This is a genomic window from Vibrio cortegadensis, assembly GCF_024347395.1.
Classification (GTDB): domain Bacteria; phylum Pseudomonadota; class Gammaproteobacteria; order Enterobacterales; family Vibrionaceae; genus Vibrio; species Vibrio cortegadensis.
This window is the reverse complement of sequence record NZ_AP025472.1, coordinates 2710329-2736880: the sequence shown is the minus strand read 5'-3', so window position 1 is coordinate 2736880 and position 26552 is coordinate 2710329. Positions and strand designations below refer to the sequence as shown.

The following is a 26552-nucleotide window of genomic DNA, read 5'->3' as shown; positions in this document are numbered from 1 at the left end:
TTTGTGAGTTCAACTTTTACACGCTTATGGCGGATTTTATTGTGGTTATTAGTAACAGTGTTAGTGATTCTTGCTATCACTGTTACGGCCTTGCGCATTACGTTACCTCAGCTAAATCAGCATAAATCTGAGATAGAAGCTTGGGTGAGTAAAGGATCTGGTTTTGAATTCACCCTTTCTGGTGTTAGCGGCTTTTGGCGTAACACGCATCCCTCCATTTCCTTAAAAAATATCGATGCCAATTTAGCTGGGCAAGAGAATCATCTCTCTGTTGAGGAAGTCGAAATAGAATTCGATCTTATTCAATCGATGATTCACCTTAAGCCAGTTATCGCTGATCTCACTCTGAATGGGTTGAACTTAGATATTCGCTCGATCGGCTTGGTTCAGAAAGAGGGTAACAATCTTCCTAGTGATTCGGCCAAAGCGCCGCAGTCCAATGTGATACAAAAACTGGATTCGTTGCTGCTACGCCAATTAGAAGATTTCACCGTGGCGAACTCTTTGGTGCAGTACCAAGCGGTTTCAGGTGAAGAGCGTCAGCTTGATATTAGTCACCTGAAATGGCGTAACCAAGGTAAAAACCACAAAGTGGAAGGCGAAGTGAGCCTCGCGGACTCAAGTCTTAACTCATTGTTGGTAAGTGCTAACTTTATTGATCATGGATCGCTGCAAGTTGTCTCAGGGGAGTTCTATGTCAGTGCTGAAAACGTATTAGTGACTCCATGGTTAACCCGTTATCTACAAACAGAAACGGGCATTGATCAAGGTAAAGTGAGCTTAAATAGTTGGATAACATTACATCGCAGTAAACCCGTCGATGCTTATGTTGAAGTACTTCCGTCAGAACTGTCATGGACGGAAGGTTCAAAGCACGATCTAATTATTGAATCTGGCATATTTAAATTGTCTCCGTTGAAAAAAGGTTGGCAAGTTAATGGGCACTCACTTCAACTTAGAACTGACGACACGCCATGGCCTGAACTGGATATTGCATTTGAGTGGCAACCCGAACAGTGGCGACTAAATGTTTCACAGCTTGATATTGCTACGCTAAGTCCTATGGCTAAATTGCTCCCTGATTCTACAGAAATGACGCAATTGCTAGATAAGCTTTCACCACGCGGTCGAATTGAAGATATACGTATTGCACAAGGGCAAGACGCCGATTCTTTAACCTATTCAGCCTCATTAGTTGATGGCGCGATTAAGCAGTGGGAACTTCTTCCTGGTGTTAACTATGCGAATGCCACCATTGCAGGTTCGAAAACTCAAGCGACAGCCAAACTACAAATTATCGATGATGAACTCCCTTATGGGGAAGTATTTCAAGCGCCATTAGTGATTAAGCAAGGTGCGGTTGATGTGGTGTGGCAACGCCAAGATGACGGCTGGAGTTTATGGGCAGATAAAGTCACCGCAGCGACTCCGGATTTACAAGTACTAGGTGCTTTCCGTCTGGATTTTCCGAATAACGCTAGTCCATTTCTCTCTTTTTATGCGGAAGCGGATGTGTATAACGCAGGACAAACATGGCGTTATTTACCGACTCTTGCTCTTGGACAAGACCTTACAGATTATCTCTCTGCTGCGGTTCAGGCAGGGAAAGCCCATACTGCGAAATTGTTGTGGTATGGAGAGTTGGGCGATTACCCATATCAAAAAAACGATGGCATCTTTCAAGCTTGGGTTGGTCTCGAAGATGCGAAGTTTAGTTTTGATACCGCTTGGCCACTAGTGACTAATTTGCAGTTGGACCTTCTGTTTGAAAATGCGGCAATGCACTTAGATTCACGTTCTGCAAAATTGATGGGAGTCAACGCGCAACGTATTACAGGGCGTATCCCCAATTTAGGAGAAGGCGGGCATATCGAAATTGAAGCGAAAGTCAGTGCTTCAGGAAATGCAGTACGGGATTACATGACAGCCTCGCCATTGGTTGACTCTGTTGGTGCTGCTCTTACCGCGATTCAAGTGAGTGGTAAGGTATCGTCCGAATTTAAGCTAAATATTCCATTTGATGAAGGCAAAGATACACGAGCATGGGGCTTTGCTGATTTAAAAAATAATCACGTAGAAATGGCTGCGCCACCAATGACTCTGGAAAAAGTCACGGGGCGAATTAAATTTGATGATGATGTAATTATGGCTTCTGGACTGGGCGGTGAGATCTTAGATCAACCGGTATCCATTGATTTTACCGGTGAGAATGCAGGCCAAGGCTATGCCGTAAAATTGGATGCGGTAGGGGATTGGGATGTGAAGCCACTGACGCCATACCTTGGACAACGATGGTTAAAGCGATTGAGTGGCCACGCACCTTGGGAGCTTGGGGTAGACCTTCAACTTAATGATGTTGGATTTACTTATCAGCTAGATTTGCAATCAAACCTAACTTCTTTAGAGAGCCAGTACCCATATCCGTTAGCAAAATCTGCCGGAGATAAGGGTAAAGCTAGTTTACAAGCGTCAGGTAACCAAGAGTCCATAACCGCTCGTTTGCAATTGCCTAATACTAAGTACCAAGCAGAAATCGATATCACTCAAGATACACCAGTACTCACCGCCACTAACTTAGTGCTCGGGAATGGCGGCTTTAAAATTAGCCCTGTCGTTGGGCACCACGTTCTTGTTCGTACTGATACGTTTGATTTGGATGAGTGGATTTCTGTGGCTGATGAGCCTGTCGTCGGTGCAAAATCGGTGGTTGATACCATGAATACCCCGATTATTCCGTTGCCTAAACGTTTGAAAGTACAAAGCCAAGCTTTAACATTTGCAGGCCTTGAATGGCATGATGTGGACTTTAGTGCTCGTAAAAAAAACCTCGGTTGGCAGATGGATGTTGAGAGCCAAGAAATTGAAGGTCGAGTGAATTATCTTGAACCTTACGATCTGAGTGTATCCCTCGATAGACTGCACATCTATGTTCCTGCTATTGATAAAGTATTAGAAGAAAAAACGCCGGAAGAAGAAAAAGCAAAACAACTGAGGCCTTTAATCTCAGAGTTTGAACGGAAATTCCATAAAGCGATGCCGAACTTAACCTTAGTGATCAATGATTTTTGGCTCCAAGGCTATAACGTAGGTAAAGTAAACGTTGATCTCCAACGCCAAAATGATCGGCTTGAATGGAAAAAGGTTCAAGTGATCAGTGGAACGAATGAACTTAACATTGATGGCTGGTGGACACTCAAAGATGAGGAGAGCCACTCCAGTACAAATATCCATATTAAAGGCGAAAATAATAGCGATCTGATGGAACGATTCGGTGTTGATACCGGGATTCAAAAAGCTCCATTTGATATCACCACTCAAGCGGAATGGGATGGTTCACCTTGGTCAATGCAAGTGAATACCTTGTCAGGCAATCTTGATCTGACCTTTGGCGAAGGGGTGATTTCTGATGTGGGTGGTGCTGCTCGTCTACTCGGTCTATTTAGCCTTGATTCAATCATCCGTAAGATGAAACTCGATTTTAGTGACGTATTTGATAAAGGAATGGCATTTACGAGCATCACTGGTAGCGGGAAAATTCAAGATGGTGTGTTTGTTACCAATGACATTAATATGGATGCGGTCGCGGGTGAGATGAATATTAAAGGCCTTGCGAATTTGAACACTCAGTTGGTTGATGCTGAAGTAGAATTCACGCCCGATATTACCTCAGGTATTCCGGTACTGACCGCTTTCGCTGTGACGCCACAAACCGCGCTTTATGTACTTGCGATCACCACGGTAATCTCACCCGTTGTTGAGGTAATCACTCAAGTAAATTATGAAGTGAAGGGACCGCTTGATTCACCTGTGGTAAAAGAGCTTTCACGGAGCAAAGGCGAATTTAAGCTACCAGAGAAGCTGTTGGAAAAATTAAAATAGAGACTGAAATATAGGTTTGAATAGCAAAAGGAATCGCTATGAGTAACGTTGGAATCATTCAAATGACATCAGGGGCGGATCCTTGGGTTAACTTGCAGCATATAGAAGATCAGCTAAACAAGTTCGCTCAAGAGAATGTTACTTGGGTCCTGACACCAGAAAATTCGATTATTTTTGGTAGCAAAGAGGATTACCATCGTTATGCTGAGCCACTGAATCAAGGACCGATTCAGGAGAAACTGCAATCACTAGCTCGACGATTTAAGCTATGGCTAGTGATTGGAAGCATGCCGATTCGAACGGAAAAAGGTGTCACCACCACGACTTTAGTGTTCGATGATTTTGGTACGCTGGTGACACATTACGATAAACTGCATATGTTTGACGTGGATGTTGCCGATAAGCACCAATGTTATCGAGAATCTGAGACCTTTACTCCTGGTGATAGAGTGGTCACGCATGAGGCACCATTTGGGTGTTTAGGTTTGAGTATTTGTTATGATGTGCGTTTTTCACATCTATACTCAGAATTGAGGCGTAAAGGTGCTCAAATAATTGTCGTTCCTGCTGCATTCACAGCCGTGACGGGTAATGCCCACTGGGAGGTGTTACTTAGAAGCAGAGCGATTGAAAATCAGTGTTGGATAGTGGCTGCCGGGCAAGGTGGAGTTCATCCTTGCGGTCGAGAAACGTGGGGACACTCTATGGTGATAGATCCGTGGGGTCGAGTCACTCGTCAACTCGACCAACATGCGCAGAACTTAGTGGTTGAGATCGATCTATCTCAAATAGAATCGATTAGGCAACGAATGCCAATCCTCCAACACTCGCGTTTTAGTAATCAATTTTATTAGGATAATAAGAACCAAATATGACCATTAATCGTCTTGAAGAAGCACTACTTAACCCTACTGGTTTAATTGAGCAAGATATTGCAGACACCCTTGCGAGTATTGCGACTCGTCAAATTGATTACGCAGATATTTACTTTCAATCAAGCTGGCATGAATCTCTAGTACTAGAAGACAGCATCATCAAAGATGGTTCTTTTAACATTGATTGTGGTGTAGGTGTTCGCGCAGTCTCTGGAGAAAAAACGGGTTTCGCATACTCGGACCAAATTCAGCTTGATGGCTTAAAGCAGAGTGCCATTGCGGCACGTGGTATTGCTCAACAAGGTCAAAATGGTCAGGTTCAAGCATTTAAGCGTAGCTCAAACCAAGCGTATTACGGCGCAACGAACCCATTAGAGTGTTGGCAGAAGCAGCAAAAAACAGAGCTATTACAAGCGTTAGATGCGTATATCCGTACTAAAGAACCGATGGTTCAAGAGGTTTCAATTAGTTTGAGTGGTGTGCACGAGCAGATGCTAGTTGCCGCAACGGATGGGACTTATGCGGGTGATATTCGCCCACTAGTTCGTTTGTCTATCAGCGTGTTGGCGCAAAAAGGTGATCGTCGCGAGCGTGGTAGCTCAGGCGGTGGTGGCCGCTTTGGTTATGATTTCTTCTTAGGTGATGAAAACGGAACTCAGATCGCTTATCAATATGCTGATGAAGCGATTCGTCAAGCGCTAGTGAACCTTGAAGCGATTGCCGCACCAGCAGGCGCAATGCCAGTGGTATTAGGTTCTGGTTGGCCAGGTGTCTTGTTACATGAAGCGGTGGGTCACGGACTAGAAGGTGACTTTAACCGTAAAGAATCATCGGTATTCTCTGGTAAAGTTGGCGAACAGGTCACGTCAAAGCTTTGCACGATTGTGGATGATGGCACGCTGAAAGATCTTCGTGGATCACTAAATGTGGATGATGAAGGTGTCAATGGCCAATACAATACACTGATTGAAAACGGCGTACTCAAAGGCTACATGCAAGATAAATTGAACGCTCGCTTAATGGGTGTTGCACCAACAGGTAACGGACGTCGTGAGTCTTATGCTCATCTACCAATGCCGCGCATGACAAACACATACATGTTGCCGGGTGAGCACAGCCCAGAAGAGATCATCTCGACAGTGAAGCGAGGCATTTACGCTCCGAACTTTGGTGGCGGTCAAGTGGATATCACTTCAGGTAAATTTGTTTTCTCTGCATCAGAAGCTTACATGATTGAAGACGGTAAAATTACTCACCCAGTCAAAGGTGCGACGCTTATTGGTTCTGGTATTGAAGCAATGCAGCAAGTCTCTATGGTCGGTAATGATCTGAGCTTAGATCGCGGTGTAGGTGTTTGTGGTAAAGCAGGTCAAAGTGTACCTGTCGGTGTCGGTCAGCCAACATTGAAACTGGATTCATTGACCGTTGGTGGTACCGAGTAAGATTTAGCTAAACAGTAAACACCATAAATGATGATAATGAGCGCCTAGGTAACTAGGCGCTCATTTTTGTAAATGCGTAAGAAAATAGACAGAAAAAGAGTCAAGATAATGAGTGTTTGGGCGTGACCTAAATCACAGCATCAAGTAAGATTAGCGACCTTTTTCTGTTCCTATAATATTCGTACTGAATTATTGAATGTTGCCTTTAAAATGGGCAACAGAAAGAAGATTTATAGCTAAAATTAATAGACCAAATTCCATTTAATAGATGAGGTAGTCAATTCATGACATTTGCTTTGGGGCAACGCTGGATTAGCGATACGGAAAGCGATTTAGGTTTAGGTACCGTCGTAGCATTGGATGCTCGTACAGTGACATTAATGTTTGCCGCTTCAGAAGAGAACCGTTTGTACGCACGAACTGAAGCTCCCGTAACCCGAGTAACATTTAACGTTGGAGATGTTGTCGAAAGCCAAGAAGGTTGGTCTCTCAATGTTGAACAAGTCATCGAAGACAAAGGATTGTTTACCTATATCGGTAAGCGCGAAGATAATGGCGAAGAAGAGATCGCACTGCGCGAAATTTTCTTAAGTAACCAAATTCGCTTTAACAAGCCTCAAGATAAACTGTTTGCTGGTCAGATTGATCGTATGGATAACTTTGTTCTGCGCTACCGAGCGTTGAGCAATCAGTTTGAACAGCACAAGAGCCCAATGCGTGGTCTGTGTGGTATGCGTGCAGGTCTGATCCCTCATCAACTTTACATCGCACACGAAGTGGGTCGTCGTCATGCTCCTCGTGTATTGCTGGCTGATGAAGTGGGCTTAGGTAAAACCATCGAAGCGGGTATGATCATTCACCAACAAGTGTTGTCTGGTCGTGCTGAACGTATTCTTATTGTTGTTCCAGAAACATTGCAGCATCAGTGGCTCGTTGAAATGATGCGTCGTTTTAACCTGCACTTCTCTATCTTTGATGAAGAGCGTTGCATTGAAGCCTTTGCTGAATCAGACAACCCATTTGATACCCAGCAATATGTTCTTTGCTCATTAGACTTCCTACGTAAGAGTCGTAAGCGTTATGAGCAAGCATTAGAAGGTGAGTGGGATCTATTAGTCGTGGATGAAGCGCATCACTTAGAGTGGAGCGAAGACAAGCCGAGTCGCCAATATCAAGTGGTTGAAGGGCTTGCTGATCGCACTCCAGGCGTACTGCTATTAACCGCGACGCCGGAACAACTCGGTCGAGAAAGCCATTTTGCTCGTCTACGCTTGCTTGATCCTGATCGTTTTTATGATTATCAAACCTTTGTCACCGAAGAAGATCAATACGCACCAGTTGCCGATTCAGTAACGGCACTGTTTTCGGGTATCAAATTAGAAAATAGCGCGAAGAATCAGATTACAGAACTGCTATCAGAGCAAGATGTAGAACCTCTGTTCCGTATTATCGAAAGTGACAGTGGCGAAGAAGAGAAAGCCGCAGCACGCCAAGAGTTGATTGACAACTTAATGGATCGCCACGGTACGGGGCGAGTACTGTTCCGTAACACTCGTGCGGCAATTAAAGGCTTCCCAGAGCGTAATGTTCACTTGCTACCAATGGATATTCCATCTCAGTACACCACATCAATGCGCGTATCTGGCATGATCGGTGGCAAAATGCCTCCTGAAGCTCGTGCAATGAAAATGCTCTACCCTGAAGAGATCTTCCAAGAATTTGAAGGGGAAGATGCATCTTGGTGGCAGTTCGATTCGCGTGTTAACTGGTTATTAGAGAAGGTTAAAGAGAAGCGCAGTGAGAAGGTGTTAGTCATTGCCTCTCGTGCAAGTACGGCATTACAACTTGAGCAAGCACTACGAGAACGTGAAGGCATTAGAGCGACCGTTTTCCATGAAGGCATGTCAATCATCGAACGTGACAAAGCGGCTGCATATTTCGCTCAAGAAGAGGGTGGCGCCCAAGTTCTGATCTGTAGTGAAATCGGTTCTGAAGGTCGTAACTTCCAGTTTGCTAACCAATTGGTGATGTTTGATCTTCCATTTAATCCCGATCTGTTAGAGCAGCGCATTGGCCGTTTAGATCGTATTGGTCAAGAGCGCGATATCGATATTTATGTGCCTTACCTAAAAGGGACTTCTCAAGCGATTCTTGCGCGTTGGTTTGATGAAGGCCTTGGTGCATTTTCTGAAACGTGCCCGACAGGACGCGCGGTATACGACAAATACGCAGCGACATTGATCGACATGCTAGCGACAGGTAACACTGAGCAGTTAGATGAAATCATTGATGAGTCGGCGAAGATGAACAAAGAGTTGAAATCTCAGCTAGAGCAAGGCCGTGACCGTCTACTTGAGATGCACTCGAATGGTGGTGAGAAAGCGCAAGAGATCGTCAATAAGATCGCGTCAACCGATGGCGATACTGGCTTGATCACTTTTGCTTTGAGCCTATTCGACACCATCGGCCTAAATCAAGACGATAAAGGTGAAAACGCACTGGTTGTGACGCCATCTGAACATATGATGGTGCCGAGCTACCCTGGGCTGCCTTATGAAGGCGCGACGATCACGTTTGATCGTGAAACCGCATTGTCTCGTGAAGATATGAACTTTATCAGCTGGGAACACCCAATGATTCAAGGTGGTATCGATCTATTGATGAGTGAAGGTGTCGGTACGTCAGCGGTCTCTTTACTGAAGAATAAAGCGTTGCCTGTTGGTACGATCTTGCTAGAGCTTATCTATCTTGTTGATGCTCAAGCACCAAAACGCAGTGGCATCAGTCGCTTCTTACCGCCAACGCCAATCCGTTTAATGATGGATGCACGTGGTAATGACCTGTCTGCACAAGTAGAATTTGAAAGCTTTAACCGTCAACTTAGTCCAGTAAACCGTCATTTAGGCAGTAAGCTGGTGGCATCGGTTCAAAATGATGTTTATAAGCTTATTTCATTAGGGGAAGCTCAAGTTGTAGAGCGTGTAGAAGCGATCCGTGAGCAGGCTCAGCAAGATATGCAGTCTAACCTTAATGGTGAGTTAGAGCGTTTACAGGCACTTAAAGCGGTAAACCCAAATATCCGAGATGAAGAGCTTGAAGCGATTGAAACGCAAATTCAAGAGTTAACGGGATACATTGGTAAAGCCCAAGTGCAGCTCGATTCATTACGCATGATAGTGGTAAGCCACAACTAATATTGTTTATTCTTGAGGGTGATATTGAGCGACCAATGAGCCTGATAAAGAGATAGCATGATAGAGCTCGATTTAGTTTTTAGACTAAATCGAGTTTTTCTTTTTTACTAAATGAGATGTCACAATGGCGATGATTGAATACATTCCCCCGACCGAACCTTGGATTGATATTGTGTATCAAGATAATGATATTCTGGTCGCCAATAAGCCATCGGGATTGCTTTCCGTACCCGGTAGGGCGCCTGAGCATTATGATAGTATGTGGAGCCGTTTAGTCGCTGAATACCCAGAGATACAGGTGGTGCATCGACTCGATATGTCGACATCGGGTTTAATGCTTTTCGCCATGCATAAAGAAGCTGAGCGTTCATTGAAGAAACAGTTTCAATACCGCTTAACTCACAAAATATATTACGCACGTGTATGGGGATTAGTCGAAGAGGAACAAGGCGAGATTGATCTTCCGCTCATCTGTGACTGGCCGAATAGACCAAGACAGAAGGTTTGTCATGAAGATGGAAAGCCATCACAAACGCGCTACCAAGTGGCGAAGCGTGAAGAGAAAACGACCTTATTGAGGTTACTTCCTATCACTGGTCGTTCACATCAATTACGTGTTCATGCGATGGAAATAGGGCACTCTATTGTCGGTGATGAGTTTTACTCGTCAGGTGAGGCGCTAACTTTCTCTGATAGATTAGCGCTGCATGCTTGTGAGCTGAGTTTTTATCATCCCGCCACCGAAAAATTGTTTACGGCGTTTGTGCCATGCGATTTCTATCCAGAGGTTGAGCCTCAAGTTCTGCAACACTTTGAAGCGAGTGAATGCTTACCAGACTACAAAACCTTGCCTAAAAATTAAAAAAACGGCCATTCATTGAATGGCCGTTTTCTATAGAAATCTGAATCGATCTTATATCGATAGAGATCATGTTACGAGTTCTGCGGTTTTACCACTAACACATTGATAGGTGAGTTTTGCACGACTTTACTCGCCACCGATCCTAGTACGACTTTGTCCATTCTTGACCGTTTATGGCTTGGCATAATGATTAAGTCGGCACCAAGTTTTGCTGCATACTCAAGGATGGTTGAGTATGGTTTTCCTTCAGCAACATGAACTTTGTAGATAACTTCATCATCGATATGTTGATCAGCAAAAGCTTTCAGCTGGCTTTTAACATCTAGCTTCATCTTGTGAGCCGCATCTTTAGGGAAGTAAGTCGCGACCATAGACATATGAATGCCAGGTAAAACATTCAATAGGTGAACTTCAGCGTTAGAGTGTTTCGCATGCCAAACCGCTAACTCAACGGCTTTATCTGAAAAGCCTTTATCATTTAAATCGACAGGAACAAGGATTTGTTTATACATTATTTATTCTCTTTAAATTGTGCAGCTAACGCTAATCGCTAGCTGCCGCCAATATCCTTTCCAGTAAGAAAGCCGATAGTACCACTTTCTCTATTAAGCGCTTAGTTCATCCTTACGAGCGCGTCTACGTTGGTTTAAGCCTAGTCCAATAAGAAGAAGTAGGGCTGGAACAAAAACCCACTCTTTCATCGGTCTATCTGCATCTTGAATAATGGATTTAATCTCCCAATCGAAATCAATACCAGAAGACTCCGCAGGGCTACCAAACTCAACCATATCAACAATCATTTTGCCATCAACCTGATTTAGCATTAGGCCCATGGACGAAATTCGCTCTTCTGCGCTTACCGCGTAATCATCAAATGGTAGGCGAACCGTTTTCTCAGAGTAGTCGCCTTCAAGGTTTTCACCAGCAACTCTCAGCTCAAGTGATTGTCCTACATTTAGTTTTTCAGTAATTTGAGCTATCTCAACTCCTGGCGAAAGAACTTTTGCAGGGTAAACCATGTCCCACCAAAAACCTGGGCGGAAGAAGGTGAACGTTAGTGCTAATAATAGGACGGTTTCCCACCATTTATTACGTGTAAACCACCAACCTTGCGTTGCCGCAGAGAAGATGAGCATTGCAACGACAGATGAGAAGATGGTTAACGCTAAATGCCACCATGTATCAATGCCCATTAAGAGGAGTTGTGTATTAAACACGAACATAAATGGAAGAATGGCCGTTCTAATATCGTAGGTAAAACCTTGAATACCGGTTCGAATTGGGTCTGATTTTGCAATCGCAGCAGCCGCGAACGCAGCTAAACCTACAGGTGGCGTATCATCGGCTAATATCCCGAAATAGAACACAAATAGGTGGACCGCAATGAGTGGAATGATCAGCCCGTGAGCGGCACCTAAAGTCACAATTACTGGCGCCATCAAAGTAGACACAACGATGTAGTTTGCCGTGGTAGGCAACCCCATGCCCAGCACTAAGCTAATAACCGCAGTAAATAGCAGCATTAAAATGATGCTTCCGCCAGAGATGAACTCAACAAAGTCGGTCATGACTAAGCCGATACCAGTCAGCGTTACAACACCGACAACCGTACCCGCAGCGGCAGTTGCGACACCAATACCGATCATATTACGAGCACCAGAGACTAAGCTTTCGAGTAGATCGATGAATCCGGCTTTTACTTGCTCATTGATATCACCCGTTTTAGACATCAGAGCAATTAATGGACGTTGAGTGATCAAGATGAAAATCATGAACACGGTTGCCCAGAATGCAGATAACCCAGGAGAAAAACGCTCAACGGTTAAACACCAGACTAGAACAACAATAGGTAACAGAAAGTGCAAACCAGATTTCACAGTTGGGCCGGGATCGGGTACTTCAGTTAGCTCAGCATTAATATCCATGCCACCTTCCGCTGCATACTTTGCGGATACGCGGATCAGAGCCACATACGAGAGTAATAAAGCAACGGTCACAATCGGGGTTGCTGCCGCGCCAAATACATCTTTCGTCCAACCGACGCCGTAGTAAACCGCAGCACTTATTACACATAAACCAAGGATGGTTCCGGTGAAAGAGAGCAAGCTTTGGATAATTGTTGGTGTGTGGCGACGAGGTAACCCGGTCATGCCGGCTTTACAGGCTTCTAAGTGAACAATGTAGATAAGCGCAATGTAAGAAATTAGTGCTGGAAGTAGAGCTGCTTTGATCACTTCTACGTAAGAAATACCCACGTATTCCACCATTAAGAATGCTGCTGCACCCATGATTGGTGGTGTTAATTGCCCGTTTGTGGATGCGGCAACTTCAACTGCTCCCGCTTTTTCGCCAGAAAACCCGACACGTTTCATTAATGGGATCGTAAACGTACCAGTGGTGACTACGTTTGCAATTGAAGATCCAGAAACAAGACCGGATAAACCAGAAGCGACAACGGCCGCTTTTGCTGGTCCGCCACGCATATGACCAAGCAGTGAGAAGGCCACTTTAATGAAGTATGCACCTGCACCCGCTCGCTCTAGCATCGCGCCAAAAAGAACGAATAGGAATACAAAAGAGGTTGAAACACCTAGCGCTACGCCAAATACACCTTCAGTGGTTAGCCATAGGTGAGACATTGCTTTATTCAAGCTTGCCCCTTTATGAGCGATAACATCTGGCATGTGAGGGCCGCCAAATGTGTACAGTAGGAATACAGCTGCTACCACCATTAACGGCGGACCTAAAGCTCGACGAGTTGCTTCTAAAAGTAGAACCATTCCTGTAACGGCAGCAACGATATCAAAAGTCGTCGGTGCGCCTGAACGGTCGGCTAATTCGCTATAAAAAAGATAGATATAAGCCGCTGAAAAACTACCTGCTAGGGCTAGTAACCAATCGACCGCGGGAATGCTATCTCGCGGTGAATTTTTCATTGCAGGGTAGGCGGTGAACGCCAAGAAAATAGCAAAAGTGAGATGGATCGAGCGTGCTTGAGTGTCATTAAGCACGGCAAAATCAAAAATAAATGGCAGTGGCGATGCGTACCAAAGTTGGAATAGCGACCAACAGAGTGGTACAAACCATAAAATTCTCCCAGAAAGACCGCTCGGATTACGCGCTCCGGTGTCGGATTGGGCCACCATTTCTTGCACATCTGGAGACGGTGTGTTTGTCTGCGTCATGTACTTTATCCTTATTTCTTGATGGTCTAGACTCATCGTTCTTCGACTTAGAGTTCTATTGAGCACCTATCAGTGTAGTAAATAGATGAAAACTTGCTCTGAGTATCGACTTGTCTTGGGTTATTACGAAGGTTGGTTTTTCAAATTTAGAAAACCAAAAGTGGTTATGTTTTGCCGTTATAGTAATTGGGATTGAATTGGCAAAAACATCTCAGCATTCATCATGCGGAGTAAACAAATAAGGAGGCTGGAGCCTCCTTATATTAGACAATAGTTTGAAACAATTATTTCAAAAGACCGACTTCTTTGTAGTATTTAACGGCACCTGGGTGAAGAGGGATAGATAGACCCGCTTTAACCATATCTTCTTTCTTCAGGTTTGCAAACGCAGGGTGAAGGCGTTTGAAAGTGCTAAAGTTTTCAAATACTGCTTTTGCAACATTGTAAGCAACTTCATCAGGAACGTCCGTCGTTGTTACCATCGTAGCGGCAACACCAAAACTGTTTACGTCACCTTCTGTACCGCGATACATACCTGCAGGTACATTGCTGTAGGCGTAGTAAGGGTTGTCAGCAACAATCTTGTCAATTTGAGGACCCGTAGCTGGAACTAGCTTCGCATCACAAGATGTTGTTGCTTCTTTGATTGATCCGTTCGGGTGGCCAACCATGTAGATGAATGCGTCAATTTTATTATCACATAAAGCTTGTGAACGCTCAGAACCTTTAAGTTCAGACGCTAGTTTGAAGCTGTCGTTTGTCCAGCCCATCGCATCCATGACAACGCCCATTGTTGCGCGATCACCAGAACCTGGGTTACCGATGTTTACACGCTTGCCTTTTAGATCAGCAACGCCTTCGATACCAGCATCTGAACGAGCAATGATGTTGAATGGTTCTGTGTGAAGAGAGAACATTGCACGCAGTTTTTTGTACGGACCTTGTTCTGCAAATTTACTTGTACCGTTGTAGCCGTGGAACTGCCAGTCAGACTGAACAACACCAAAATCAAGCTCACCCGCACGCATAGTGTTAACGTTGTAAATTGAGCCACCAGTAGATTCTACTGAACAACGAATGTTGTGCTCTTTACGACCTTTGTTCACTAATTTACAAATAGCACCGCCAGTAGGGTAGTAAACACCAGTTACTGAACCTGTACCAATTGTGATGAACTCTTGTGCGTTAACTGCACCAGCACCAATTACTGCAGCTGCAATAGCGCTGACTTTAACAAGTTTGTTAAATGCCATGAATTTTCCTTCCTTATTCATTGTTAGTCCTGAAACAAGTGTAGCTGCTTCTGGAGTTTCCTATCTAAAAACGGCACCTTTTTCAATCCATCGGTTGAAAAAGAGGCTGAATAATAGCAAAAAATTGGTAGATAATTACAAGAATGTTAAAAGTTATAGCTAAATAGTCTAAGTGTATAACAAGAAAATAGCAGAAATGCGATGTTGAAATTCGATGAAAATCAATAACTTGAATTTAGCATGAGACTAGGAGATGAATAACGTAAGATGTGAGCTAGGTCACAGCGAAAGAGTCTCACAGTGACCTATATAAGAATCAAATAGTTAGCCTGCGTAATCAAACAGATCGCATACTGAGTCGAATAATTGCTCAGTGGTAACGTTGAGAGTTGGAGTAATGAAAATAGTATCATCTCCAGCTACTACACCTAAAATGCCTTCTGACTTACCTAAAGAATCAAGTAAGCGTGCGATAAGTTGAGCTGCACCAGGCCCAGTATGAATAACAACAATCGCATTGTTATGATCAATATCGAGAACAAGTTCACGTAAGGAGCTTGATACCGTAGGGACACCCAACTCAGCAGGTAAGCAGTACACCATTTCCATTTTGGCATTGCGTGTACGAACTGCTCCAAACTTGGTAAGCATCCGAGATACTTTCGATTGGTTGATACTCTCAAAACCTTCATGTTTTAGAGCGTCTACGATCTCACCTTGTGAGCCAAATTTCTCTTCTTTTAGTAAGGCTTTGAAAGCTCGAACTAAGTTATCTTGTTTTTCTGTATTGCGCATAGTTCTGTCTTATATCCCGCTGAGAAAACACATATATCCACAGCCGCGCATTCTGACATAGATATGAGGGATTAACCAAACTATCCCTGAAATCTGTTATTAATATCACTGTAAAACCTTTATAAAATGCTTCTTTCCGTTCGGTGGTATTCCGTTGTGAGATTATTAATTTAAGTTCATAATCCCGTTCTTCTGTGTAGCACGTTTTTATTGCCTATATATTGGTTTGAGCGAGGTCGCAAAGCTGAAGTTAATTGATTGTAATCAGTATGTGATTACTATAATTTTCTATTCATCCAATATACAAAAAACCTACAAATATATTTATAAGAGATCCATTCTCAAGGAGAACTATAATGAAAGTTGCTGTTATTGGTGCCGCTGGTGGCATCGGTCAAGCTCTAGCCCTACTACTTAAGAACCGTCTTCCTGCTGGTTCAGATCTAGCCCTTTACGATATCGCTCCGGTTACACCTGGTGTTGCTGCTGATCTTAGTCATATTCCAACTCCTGTATCGATCAAAGGTTATGCTGGCGAAGATCCAACTCCTGCTCTTGAAGGGGCTGATGTTGTATTGATCTCTGCTGGTATCGCTCGTAAACCTGGGATGGATCGTGCGGATCTTTTTAATGTCAATGCCGGTATCGTTAAGTCTCTGACTGAAAAAATTGCACAAGTTTGTCCAAAAGCTTGTGTTGGTATCATCACAAACCCTGTAAACACTACGGTGCCTATTGCCGCTGAAGTGCTTAAAAAAGCGGGTGTTTATGATAAGCGCCGTTTATTTGGTATCACGACTCTTGATGTGATCCGTTCAGAAACTTTTGTTGCAGCACTGAAAGATAAAGATCCAGGCGATGTTCGTGTTCCTGTTATCGGTGGCCACTCTGGCGTAACGATCCTTCCTCTTCTTTCTCAAGTAGAAGGTGTGGAATTTAGCGATGAAGAAGTGGCTGCACTGACAAAACGTATCCAGAATGCGGGTACTGAAGTTGTGGAAGCTAAAGCGGGCGGTGGTAGTGCGACACTTTCAATGGGACAAGCGGCTTGTCGTTTTGGTCTTGCTCTTGTCAAAGGCTTGCAAGGTGAAGAGAATGTCATCGAGTGCGCTTATGTTGAAGGTGAAGGCGAACATGCTCCATTCTTCGCACAGCCCGTTAAGCTAGGTAAAGAGGGTGCAGAAGCAATCTTAAGCTACGGTGAGCTGAGTGAGTTTGAAAAAGCAGCACTAGACGGCATGCTAGAAACGTTAAATGGTGACATTACGACGGGTGTTGAATTCGCTAAATAGCACTAAAAGATAGCTTTCTATATTGGAAGGCAGTTATTGAATTGAAGTCGGCCTATGGTCGGCTTTTTTATTTTGTGTACGCTAAAAATAAAAAAGCCTATATGACCTCACTGGTGAGAGGTCATATAGGCTTTTTTGTATTTCGAATGACAAAGGAGCGTTTGGTTACGCCTCTTAACTGAACTTACTTGGTTCGATTCACGGCTAAATGAGCAAGGGTAATTAACGCCTGCTTATATTCAGACTCAGGTAGAATCGAGAGTTCAAGAATCGCTTTGTCTGCTTCTTCATGTGCTTTATCAGTGGTGTATTCCAAAGCGCCGGTTTGCTTCATTGTTTCTAGAATTGCATCTAGCTTATCTATGCCATTGGATTGCTCGATAGCTTCTTTAATCATTTCAGCTTGCTCTGGGTTTCCGTGGCGCATTGCGTAAAGCAAAGGAAGAGTAGGTTTGCCTTCTGCAAGGTCATCCCCCACATTTTTTCCCATATCTTCGCCATCAGAGGTGTAATCCATCACATCGTCAATCAGTTGGAATGCAGTGCCTAGGTATTTACCGTAGTTTTGCAAGGCGACTTCAATTTCAGTAGAAGAATCAGTCAAAATGGCCCCAATCTGAGTCGCGGCTTCAAAGAGGCGCGCGGTTTTAGAGTAGATAACCTGCATGTAACTCTCTTCAGTGGTATTGGGATCGTTACAGTTCATTAATTGCAGAACTTCCCCTTCCGCAATGACATTCACCGCTTCACTCATGAGTCCAAGGATCTTTAGTGATCCTAGCCCTGTCATCATCTGGAATGAACGGGTATAGATGAAGTCACCGACTAAAACACTAGCAGCATTACCAAAGGCGGCATTAGCGGTTGCTTTGCCACGTCGCATGTCTGACTCATCAACAACATCGTCATGCAGCAAGGTTGCTGTATGGATGAATTCAATAAATGCGGCCGCTGTCGTGTGCGCTTCTCCCTGATATCCCAAGGCTTTTGCCGATAGTATCGCAAGCAGTGGGCGTAGGCGTTTGCCACCGCCACTCACAATATAAAAGCCTAATTGGTTGATTAAACTTACATCAGAATTGAGTTGAGCTTGAATTGTTTCATTCACTTTTGCCATATCATCGGCAGTAAGCGTTTGGATAGCTTTAAAATCCATTATATACCCGGCTGAGGTTAGACCCTGTAAGGTTTATTTGTTCTATTTAATTTACGAATAGTACACTAAAAAACGTTGATTAATACATCACTAAAGGGCATGATTGCCGCACTTTTCTTTGGCGATTAGCTTTTCGCCAATTATTTTAAAATATGGCTTGTCATAGACGTATGGTTCACGTAGAATCTGCGCCCTATTGATTAGTTTAGCGCACACCCGAGTTGTTCAAATAACAACCATAGGCTGTGCGGAAAAAGCGGAGTAAAATATGTACGCTGTTTTCCAATCTGGTGGTAAACAACACCGAGTAAGCGAAGGTCAAACCCTTCGTTTAGAGAAATTAGACGTTGAAACTGGCGCAACAGTTGAATTTGATAAAGTTCTACTAATTGCAAACGGTGAAGAAATCTCAGTTGGCGCACCTCTAGTAGAGGGCGGTAAAATTACTGCTGAAGTAGTACAACACGGTCGTGGCGATAAAGTTAAAATCGTTAAGTTCCGTCGTCGTAAGCACTCTCGTAAGCAGCAAGGCCACCGTCAGTGGTTCACTGAAGTGAAAATCACTGGCATCAACGCTTAAGTATTAGGAGAGTTCTACAATGGCACACAAAAAAGCTGGCGGTTCTACTAATAACGGCCGCGATTCAGAAAGCAAACGTCTTGGTGTTAAGCGTTTTGGTGGTGAATCTGTTCTTGCAGGTAACATCATCGTTCGTCAACGTGGTACTAAGTTCCACGCTGGCACAAACGTTGGCATCGGTAAAGACCATACTCTTTTCGCTCTTACTGAAGGTAAAGTGAAATTTGAAGTTAAAGGTCCTAAAAACCGTAAATTCGTAAGCATCGATTCTGAGTAATTCTTAGTTTCAAGCTGAATTCAAAAGCCCTGCCTTTAGGCGGGGTTTTTTATTTATAGAGAGAACAAAAAGTAAGATCACTGTTCATAATAATGAGCTTATCTTCCTTTTTGTTCCTTTCGCAGGTGAACAATAGTTTTGAGGTGATCGATCTATTGATTCTCGGATCTGCTAGAATTTATATCATGCTTAGTTGGGTGATATTGCAACGCACAAAATGCGGAGTAAAAGATGAAATTTGTTGATGAATCGACAGTAAAAGTAGAAGCGGGCGACGGCGGTAGCGGCGTTGTTAGTTTTTGGCGTGAAAAATTTGTTGCTAAAGGCGGCCCTGATGGCGGCGATGGCGGTGATGGCGGCGATGTTTATATCCAAGCTGACGAGAACCTAAATACTCTTGTTGACTACCGTTTCGAACGTTTCCATAAGGCTGAGCGTGGCACTAATGGTAGCGGCGGTAACTGTACTGGTAAGCGTGGTAAAGACAAAGTATTACGCGTACCTGTTGGTACTCGTGCTGTTGATATCCACACCAATGAAGTGGTGGGTGAAGTTGCTGAACACGGCAAAAAAATCATGGTTGCTAAAGGCGGCTGGCACGGCTTAGGTAACACTCGCTTTAAGTCGTCAGTGAACCGAGCTCCTCGTCAGAAGACTTTAGGTACTAAAGGTGAAGTTCGCGAACTGCGGTTAGAGCTATTGCTACTGGCTGATGTTGGTATGCTAGGTTTGCCTAACGCAGGTAAATCAACCTTTATTCGTTCTGTATCAGCAGCGAAACCAAAAGTTGCCGATTACCCATTTACTACGTTAATTCCAAGCTTGGGTGTGGTGAGTGTCGTTCCTGAGCGTAGCTTTGTTGTTGCCGATATCCCGGGTCTAATTGAAGGCGCTGCTGACGGTGCCGGTTTGGGTATTCGTTTCTTGAAGCACCTTGAACGTTGCCGCGTTCTTCTGCACATGATCGACATCATGCCAATTGATCAATCAGATCCTATTCAGAATGCACTGACGATCATTGATGAGTTAGAGCAATACAGTGAAAAAGTGGCAGAAAAACCTCGCTGGTTAGTGTTCAACAAAGTTGACTTAATGCCTGAAGAAGAAGCTGACAAGATCATTCAAAGTGTTCTTGATGCTCTTGGTTGGGAAGATGAGTACTTCAAGATTTCAGCAGTAAACAAGCAAGGCACTAAAGAGTTGTGCTTCAAGTTGTCTACCTTCATGGAAAATCTACCTAAAGAAGCATTAGTGCTAAGTGAAGACGAAAAAGTTGACTTCATGTGGGATGATTACCATAAAGATGCGATGAGCGGTAAAGACGTCGTAACGGAAGATGACTGGGATGATGAAGATTGGGATGACGAAGAAGATGACGGCCATGTTGTCTACGTTCGTGACTAACTTCAGCTAGTTGACTAAAACCGCAATGTGAATTGCGGTTTTTTTGTATCTATATCATATCCCGTAAGCTATTTTTCATGCAGACTACTGCTCTTATTGAATAATTGGCCAAATGGAAGGATTCATGGCATCAAAACAGAGAGCAACGTCGCGATTGATTGCTCAAGCAGGGCAAATGTTGTTGGCTCACGGAGCTGAAAGCGCATTAGTTGGTGACATTATGCGTCGAATTGGACTCGCAAGTGGAATGGATGAAGTGGAAGTCGCGCTTTCCGCTAACTCACTTGTGGTAACAACTATGATGGATGATCACTGCATCACAACAACCCGAAGTTGTCCTGATCGTGGGATCAACATGCGAGCGGTCACTCAGATCCAAAGGATCTGCATTATGCTTGAAAAAGGCATTGTAGATTACTCCCTTGCTCAGCAAAAACTAAATGAGATAAGTCCCGAGCGTTATAACCGCTGGCTTGTCGTATTCATGATTGGTTTATCTTGCGCTTCATTTAGTCATTTGGCCGGTGGTGACTGGTCTGTTTTTGCGATGACATTTCTTGCTTCTTCCTCTGGAATGATTGTTCGTCAAGAGATCGGGCATCGACACTTTAACCCTCTAATGAACTTTGCCGCGACGGCTTTTGTGACCAGTGCTATTTCAGCCCAAGCGGTGTTGTATAACATTGGTAATTTGCCTGAGATTGTCATGGCTTCTTCTGTATTAATGCTTGTTCCCGGTTTTCCGCTGATTAATGCCGTTGCCGATATGCTTAAAGGGCATATTAATATGGGCATTGCACGATTTGTTATGGCGAGCTTATTAACCTTAGCCACAAGTTTAGGCATTGTTGCAGCAATGAGTTTAACCGGAGTATGGGGGTGGGTTGGATAATGGATTATCAATTGATGGATTTACTTCTCGGACTGCTGAACGATATGTTTTTTGCCGCTATTCCTGCCGTTGGCTTTGCACTGGTGTTTAATGTGCCGCAGAAAGCATTAATTTACTGTGCGCTTGGTGGCTCTATTGGTCACGGAAGTCGCTATTTAATGATGCAGTTCGGTATTCCTATTGAGTGGGCCACCTTTTTCGCAGCCACCATTGTCGGCATGGTAGGTGTCCATTGGTCGCACAAATTTTTAGCTCATCCTAAGGTGTTTACCGTTGCGGCTTTGATTCCTATGGTTCCAGGAGTCTTCGCATTTAAAGCGATGATTGCTATGGTTGAAATTAATCATATGGGGTACACCCCAGAACTCGTCGCCACTTTAATGGAAAACTTTTTGAAGGCGATGTTCATTATCGCAGGTCTTGCGATTGGATTAGCGGTACCAGGGTTGCTATTCTATCGTCGCAGACCCATTGTGTAGCCTATCGCTAACCATGAACTCACTAAAATAGGATTATGATGATCATCAGTATGATTGCCGCTATGGCTAATGAACGTGTTATTGGAAAAGATAATCAGATGCCATGGCACTTGCCTGCTGATTTTGCTTGGTTCAAACGCAGTACTTTAGGTAAGCCTATTGTGATGGGGCGAAAAACCTATGATTCTATTGGTCGCCCTTTGCCAGGCCGTAAAAATATTGTGATCAGCCGAGATCCTGACTTAAAGATTGATGGTGTTGTGACCGTGACATCTATGGAAGCGGCGAAAGAAGCGGCCGGTGATTGTGCAGAGCTAATGGTTATTGGTGGTGGCTCCATCTATGAAACTTACCTCAATCAGGCAGATAAATTATATCTAACATTTATCGATACCGATATTGAAGGTGGTGATACTCAATTTCCTGAATGGGGACGGGGTTGGATTGAGTCATACTCAGAAAGCTATGCAGCTGACGATAAAAATGCTTATGACATGAGATTTGTTACGCTAGAGCGTGGTTAATCGCTTTTTATGCCCTGTGAGTCTACAGGGCATCATTATCATCTTTAGGACGCTATATTCACGGCGAAGTTATAGTGCTGGCTGAGTAAAAAATTGTTTATCTTCCCATCTGATCATAGTTAAGTGACCACCCCAAACACAGCCTGTATCTAACCCGATGACATCCTCCCCAGAGTATCCCTCAAGTGCAGCCCAGTGACCAAACAGAATAGGCTTTTCAAAGGCGACTCGTTGTGGAAGTTTGAACCAAGGCATAAGCTTGTCGTCATTGAGTTCATTAGGGGGGAGTTTACACTCCATATCTAAACGCATGTCATTAAAGCAGAAACGCATTCTGGTATAAGCGTTAATAATGTAACGGTAACGCTCTATTCCTGCCAGGTTGTCATCCCACAAATCGGGTTTGTTATCGTACATATTCGTGAGTAACCAACGCCACTGGGCACTAGACAATACCTCTTCAATCTCTTTGGCTGCTGCTCTTGCCTGTTCCAAATTCCATTGTGGTGAGACGCCAGCATGGCACATAACAAATTCATCATGTTCAGCTAAAAGAGGCTGTTTACGTAGCCAATGGAAGAGCTCATCTTTATCAGGGGCATCAAAAATATCGGCTGTTCTATCTTTTTCCTTGATCGGATGTATACCAATTGAGATTGCGAGAAGGTGGAGATCATGATTACCAAGCACCACTTTGGCTGCGCTACCTAGTGATTTTACGAATCGCAATGTTTCAAGTGATTTTGGACCACGAGCCACAAGGTCACCCGCAAGCCAAAGCGTATCTTGATTCGTGTCAAAAGAGACCGTATCTAAAAGCTGACGTAATTCATCGTAGCAACCCTGTATATCTCCAACGACATATGTGGACATAAATGGCTCTCTATCTGGCGTTAATTTAGGATGTTGGGAATCGCTAAGCGGAATGGATCAATTTCAGCAGCAAACTCTTGCCCGTGCTCATCACGCATGATGTATTTTCCTTGCATGACTCCAACAGGGGTTTCAATTGCCGTTCCGCTGCTATAGCTATACTCGTCGTTTGCATCAATAAATGGTTGTTGGCCAACCACACCATCCCCTTCAATCACAAGCTGCTTTCCATTGGCATCGGTGATCAGCCACTGACGGCTAATAAGTTGAACTGTTTGAGTGCTGAGGTTTCGGATAGTCATTAAATAAGCAAATACGTAGCGTTTCTGTTCTGGCTGAGATTGCTCTTCAATGTATCTGGTTTGAACTTGGCACTTTATACAAGGGATGGATACGTCCATGTCATTCTCCTATAAAGGGGATTGCTAGCCGATAGAAAAAGGGTTCTAAATCTAATTTAGAACCCTTTATTTTAATTTGAAACGGCGTGATTATCTTCAAGCCAGTTTGCCATATCAACAAACTGTTTTAGCGTTAAATTCTCTGGACGCATGCTAGGGTTAACGCCCAACTCTTCCAAAATTTCTGTACTAAGAAGTGTTTTGTAGCAATTACGAACCGTTTTACGACGCTGGTTGAAACCTTCGCGACATACGCGATCTAACCATTTTAGGTTCTTCGCAGGGTAAGGTAACACTTCGTATGGCATTAAGCGCACGACAGCTGAATCCACTTTTGGTGGTGGGATGAATGCCGTTGGCGGCACTTCCAGAACCGGAACCACTTTACAAAAGTATTGTGCCATTACGGTTAAACGACCATAAGCTTTACTGCCAGGGCCTGCCGCTAAACGGTTCACCACTTCTTTTTGTAGCATGAAGTGCATATCTTGAATATCTTTATGAAACTCAAAGAGATGGAACATTAGAGGCGTTGAAATGTTGTATGGCAAGTTACCAAAAATACGCAGTTTGTTATTTGGTTTCACTAACTGTTCAAAATCGAAACGCATAGCATCACCTTCATGAATGGTCAGTTTATCTGCCAATTCAGGGTGGTTGCGAAGGCGTTCTGCGAGGTCTCGGTCAAGCTCGATAACTGTAAATTTATCAACTTCACGACCAACAGGCTCAGTGATGGCACCAAGTCCAGGACCAATTTCCACTAGGTTTTGACCTGGAAGTGGGTTGATAGCTGATACGATACCGTCAATGATATAAGGATCATGAAGGAAGTTTTGACCAAAACGTTTACGCGCTTTGTGTCCTAAGTGGACATCATTTCTCATTGTTTATTCTCTACTAATTCAATCGCGTGCGTGAGCGCTGTTCTAAAGCTCCCTGTATCCGCTTGGCCTGTCCCAGCCAAATCTAAAGCAGTACCGTGGTCTACCGATGTTCTGATAAAAGGCAGTCCAAGAGTAATGTTTACTGAGCGACCAAAGCCTTTGTATTTCAATACAGGCAGTACTTGATCGTGATACATTCCTAAAACAGCATCTGCATCTTGCAAATACTTGTCATTAAAGATGGTGTCTGCTGGCAATGGACCAATCAAATTTATACCATCTTGTTGTCGAATTTTATCTAGCGTTGGAGTGATCGTTTCGATCTCTTCACGTCCTAAACAGCCATCTTCTCCTGCATGCGGGTTTAAGCCACAGACGTAGATTGATGGGTTCTCTATAGCAAACTTCTCGACTAAATCTTGATGCAAAATCTTGATGATTTTCTCAAGACGTTCTTCCGTGACCGCTTTCGAGACGTAAGCGAGTGGGATATGAGTTGTAACCAGAGCAACTCGTAACCCTTCGGTTGCCAACATCATCACTACTAGTGGTGTATTGGACTTTTCAGCAAAAAACTCAGTATGGCCGCTAAAAGCAACGCCAGCTCGGTTAATTACTCCCTTGTGAACAGGGCCGGTGACAATAGCATCAAATTCATCATTCATACAGCCTGTCGCGGCTCTTTCTAATGTATTTAATACGTAATGTCCATTCGCTTCATCTAAAGCTCCGGCGACGACAGGTGCCGCCAAGGGTAGATGATCAACAATCAAAGAGCCTGCTTTTTGTGGCTGAGCGGCTAACGTTGAGTCATAATCGATGAGTTCAACATCAATATTTAGCTCACGAGCTCTTTGATTTAATAAGTTTTTATCAGCACATACGACAATTTGATGAGTCCAAGATTCTCGTGACAATGCAAGTACGAGATCTGGTCCTATACCTGCTGGTTCACCAGCGGTTACGACTATGCGTCGAGTAATTGCCATTATTGCTCCTTAGCTTCAGCCATTTCAACAAATGCACTCGCACGAATTTCTTGCATCCATGCCCCTGCTTCTTCGTTAAATTTGCGATTGAAAAGGATGCGGTATGCTTTGTTTTTCAATGCTGAATCGGTTTTGTCTACTTCTCTGCGATCAAGAACTTCCACAATATGCCATCCATGAACCGTTTTAAATGGTTCGCTGATTTTGTTGACTGGCAATGTTTCTATTTGATGTTTGAATTCTGGAACATAAAGATCTGGCGTTTGGTATCCCAGCTCACCATTTTGAGCAGCAGAACCAGGGTCTTGGCTATATTGTTGAGCAAGATCCGCAAATGTAGCTTCTCCAGAATTGATACGTTGCGTGATGTTTAATAGCTCTTTCTTAACACCTTCATCGCTAAGGATTAAGGTCGGCTTAATCAATATATGACGAGCATTCACTTCCGTAACGGCAACAGTCTCTAGCCCTTTAATGTCTTCAATTTTTAGGATATGGAAGCCGACACCACTTCTAAATGGACCGATGATGCTGCCTTTATTTTGCAGTTTAATTTGATCGGCAAAGATCGTTGGCATCTCTTCTTTACGCATCCAACCCCAATCACCGCCTTGTAGCGCTTTTGGGCCTTTAGAGTAGGTGTAAGCCATTGTGCTGAAATCTGCGCCATTCGCGAGTTTTTCTGCAAGTTGATTCGCTTGTTCTTCGATCTCTGACTTCTCTTGCTGGTCATTAAATCGTAGCTGAATATGGCCAATTTTGTATTGTACGGTTGCATTCGTTTCTTGAGCTAGGATATTCGCAAGGTTATCCACTTCCGCTGGAAGAATGTTAATGCGGCGGCGAACCAGTGCATTACGCGCTTCACTGGCTGCGATTTCTTTACGAACTTGCTCGCGAAACGCAGGGTAGCTCAACCCTTCAGCCGCAATAGAAGCGCTGAGTTGTTCAATGGTTTGGTTATTCTCTTTTGCAATTTCAGCAATCGCTTCGTTCAGACGGTTATCATCAATACGAACCCCAATACGATCGGCTTCTTGGGTTTGAATCGTATCGAGAATGAGTTTCTCAATAACCTGTTCACGTAATACAGCTTCGCTTGGTAACGTTTGGTTGTTTTTCTTCGCATTGGCACGCAGTGTCTTCAGTGATGCATCAATATCGCTCTGCAATACGACACTTTCATTGACAATAACCGCCACTTTATCAAGCTCGACAGGGGCAGCATTCGCTTGTGCCATATTAAGAGTTGCCAATAGACTCAATAGAGTACATTTCCACGATTTCATTCAAAGTCTCATTTTGTTGGGGCT

Annotated in this window: 22 protein-coding genes; 12 read left to right on the top strand and 10 right to left on the bottom strand. The window is 43.8% G+C overall.

Features of this window, described 5'->3' with window-relative positions:
• Positions 1-3 precede the first annotated feature (3 nt).
• The 5 genes from OCV39_RS12730 (at position 4) to OCV39_RS12710 (ending at position 10252) form a co-directional block, all read left to right on the top strand.
• Complete coding sequence (locus OCV39_RS12730) at positions 4-3879, top strand: YhdP family protein (protein WP_261888577.1); 3876 nt, start codon at positions 4-6, stop codon at positions 3877-3879.
• Positions 3880-3917: 38 nt separating this feature from the next.
• Positions 3918-4733 (top strand): carbon-nitrogen hydrolase family protein, encoded by an 816-nt coding sequence (locus OCV39_RS12725; RefSeq protein ID WP_261888576.1) that lies wholly within the window; start codon positions 3918-3920, stop codon positions 4731-4733.
• A 17-nt stretch (positions 4734-4750) separates the two neighbouring features.
• Complete coding sequence (gene tldD / locus OCV39_RS12720) at positions 4751-6196, top strand: metalloprotease TldD (protein WP_261888575.1); 1446 nt, start codon at positions 4751-4753, stop codon at positions 6194-6196.
• 284 nt (positions 6197-6480) lie between these two features.
• Complete coding sequence (gene rapA / locus OCV39_RS12715) at positions 6481-9390, top strand: RNA polymerase-associated protein RapA (RefSeq protein WP_261888574.1); 2910 nt, start codon at positions 6481-6483, stop codon at positions 9388-9390.
• Between the two features lie 124 nt (positions 9391-9514).
• Positions 9515-10252, top strand: coding sequence for a pseudouridine synthase (locus OCV39_RS12710; protein ID WP_171756241.1), 738 nt, complete (start codon positions 9515-9517; stop codon positions 10250-10252).
• Between the two features lie 71 nt (positions 10253-10323).
• On the opposite strand, the gene OCV39_RS12705 is transcribed toward OCV39_RS12710, so the two are convergent.
• From OCV39_RS12705 to argR, 4 genes are all read right to left on the bottom strand, one after another.
• Positions 10324-10764 carry a universal stress protein gene (locus tag OCV39_RS12705; RefSeq protein ID WP_136994197.1) on the bottom strand — a complete coding sequence of 147 codons (441 nt, stop codon included), beginning with the start codon at positions 10762-10764 and terminating at the stop codon, positions 10324-10326.
• A gap of 93 nt (positions 10765-10857) precedes the next feature.
• Complete coding sequence (locus OCV39_RS12700; protein WP_017051162.1) at positions 10858-13437, bottom strand: TRAP transporter permease; 2580 nt, start codon at positions 13435-13437, stop codon at positions 10858-10860.
• Between the two features lie 284 nt (positions 13438-13721).
• Entirely contained in the window at positions 13722-14690 is a 969-nt protein-coding gene (locus tag OCV39_RS12695; protein ID WP_261888573.1) for a TAXI family TRAP transporter solute-binding subunit, read from the bottom strand.
• A 324-nt stretch (positions 14691-15014) separates the two neighbouring features.
• Entirely contained in the window at positions 15015-15485 is a 471-nt protein-coding gene (argR, locus tag OCV39_RS12690) for a transcriptional regulator ArgR (RefSeq protein WP_017051160.1), read from the bottom strand.
• 356 nt (positions 15486-15841) lie between these two features.
• On the opposite strand from argR, the gene mdh reads away from it, so the two are divergent.
• Positions 15842-16777, top strand: a complete 936-nt coding sequence (gene mdh, locus OCV39_RS12685; RefSeq protein ID WP_171756238.1) for a malate dehydrogenase — start codon at positions 15842-15844, stop codon at positions 16775-16777.
• A gap of 184 nt (positions 16778-16961) precedes the next feature.
• On the opposite strand, the gene ispB is transcribed toward mdh, so the two are convergent.
• Positions 16962-17933, bottom strand: a complete 972-nt coding sequence (gene ispB, locus OCV39_RS12680; protein WP_017051158.1) for an octaprenyl diphosphate synthase — start codon at positions 17931-17933, stop codon at positions 16962-16964.
• Positions 17934-18201: 268 nt separating this feature from the next.
• On the opposite strand from ispB, the gene rplU reads away from it, so the two are divergent.
• The 6 genes from rplU (at position 18202) to folA (ending at position 22089) form a co-directional block, all read left to right on the top strand.
• Positions 18202-18513: a 50S ribosomal protein L21 gene (gene rplU, locus OCV39_RS12675; protein ID WP_017051157.1), complete on the top strand. Its 312-nt coding sequence runs from the start codon at positions 18202-18204 to the stop codon at positions 18511-18513.
• A 19-nt stretch (positions 18514-18532) separates the two neighbouring features.
• A complete protein-coding gene (gene rpmA, locus OCV39_RS12670; RefSeq protein WP_017051156.1) occupies positions 18533-18790 on the top strand; it encodes a 50S ribosomal protein L27 in 258 nt (85 codons plus the stop codon).
• Positions 18791-19021: 231 nt separating this feature from the next.
• Entirely contained in the window at positions 19022-20194 is a 1173-nt protein-coding gene (cgtA, locus tag OCV39_RS12665) for an Obg family GTPase CgtA (protein WP_017051155.1), read from the top strand.
• A gap of 124 nt (positions 20195-20318) precedes the next feature.
• Entirely contained in the window at positions 20319-21086 is a 768-nt protein-coding gene (locus OCV39_RS12660) for a threonine/serine exporter family protein (protein ID WP_171756237.1), read from the top strand.
• Complete coding sequence (locus OCV39_RS12655) at positions 21068-21565, top strand: threonine/serine exporter family protein (protein WP_029203212.1); 498 nt, start codon at positions 21068-21070, stop codon at positions 21563-21565. The genes OCV39_RS12660 and OCV39_RS12655 overlap by 19 nt, the downstream gene beginning before the upstream one ends.
• 38 nt (positions 21566-21603) lie before the next feature.
• On the top strand, positions 21604-22089 hold the full coding sequence (folA, locus tag OCV39_RS12650) for a type 3 dihydrofolate reductase (RefSeq protein WP_171756262.1): 486 nt from the start codon (positions 21604-21606) through the stop codon (positions 22087-22089).
• Between the two features lie 69 nt (positions 22090-22158).
• On the opposite strand, the gene apaH is transcribed toward folA, so the two are convergent.
• From apaH to surA, 5 genes are all read right to left on the bottom strand, one after another.
• The gene (gene apaH / locus OCV39_RS12645; RefSeq protein ID WP_017051151.1) at positions 22159-22962 is read right to left on the bottom strand and encodes a bis(5'-nucleosyl)-tetraphosphatase (symmetrical) ApaH; all 804 of its coding nucleotides are present in this window, start codon (positions 22960-22962) and stop codon (positions 22159-22161) included.
• A gap of 20 nt (positions 22963-22982) precedes the next feature.
• A complete protein-coding gene (apaG, locus tag OCV39_RS12640; protein ID WP_017051150.1) occupies positions 22983-23363 on the bottom strand; it encodes a Co2+/Mg2+ efflux protein ApaG in 381 nt (126 codons plus the stop codon).
• Positions 23364-23434: 71 nt separating this feature from the next.
• Complete coding sequence (gene rsmA / locus OCV39_RS12635; RefSeq protein ID WP_017051149.1) at positions 23435-24250, bottom strand: 16S rRNA (adenine(1518)-N(6)/adenine(1519)-N(6))-dimethyltransferase RsmA; 816 nt, start codon at positions 24248-24250, stop codon at positions 23435-23437.
• Positions 24247-25239, bottom strand: coding sequence for a 4-hydroxythreonine-4-phosphate dehydrogenase PdxA (gene pdxA, locus OCV39_RS12630; protein ID WP_017051148.1), 993 nt, complete (start codon positions 25237-25239; stop codon positions 24247-24249). The genes rsmA and pdxA overlap by 4 nt, the downstream gene beginning before the upstream one ends.
• Positions 25239-26528, bottom strand: coding sequence for a peptidylprolyl isomerase SurA (gene surA, locus OCV39_RS12625; protein ID WP_113799565.1), 1290 nt, complete (start codon positions 26526-26528; stop codon positions 25239-25241). Before surA ends, pdxA begins: the two co-directional genes overlap by 1 nt.
• Between the last annotated feature and the right edge of the window lie 24 nt (positions 26529-26552).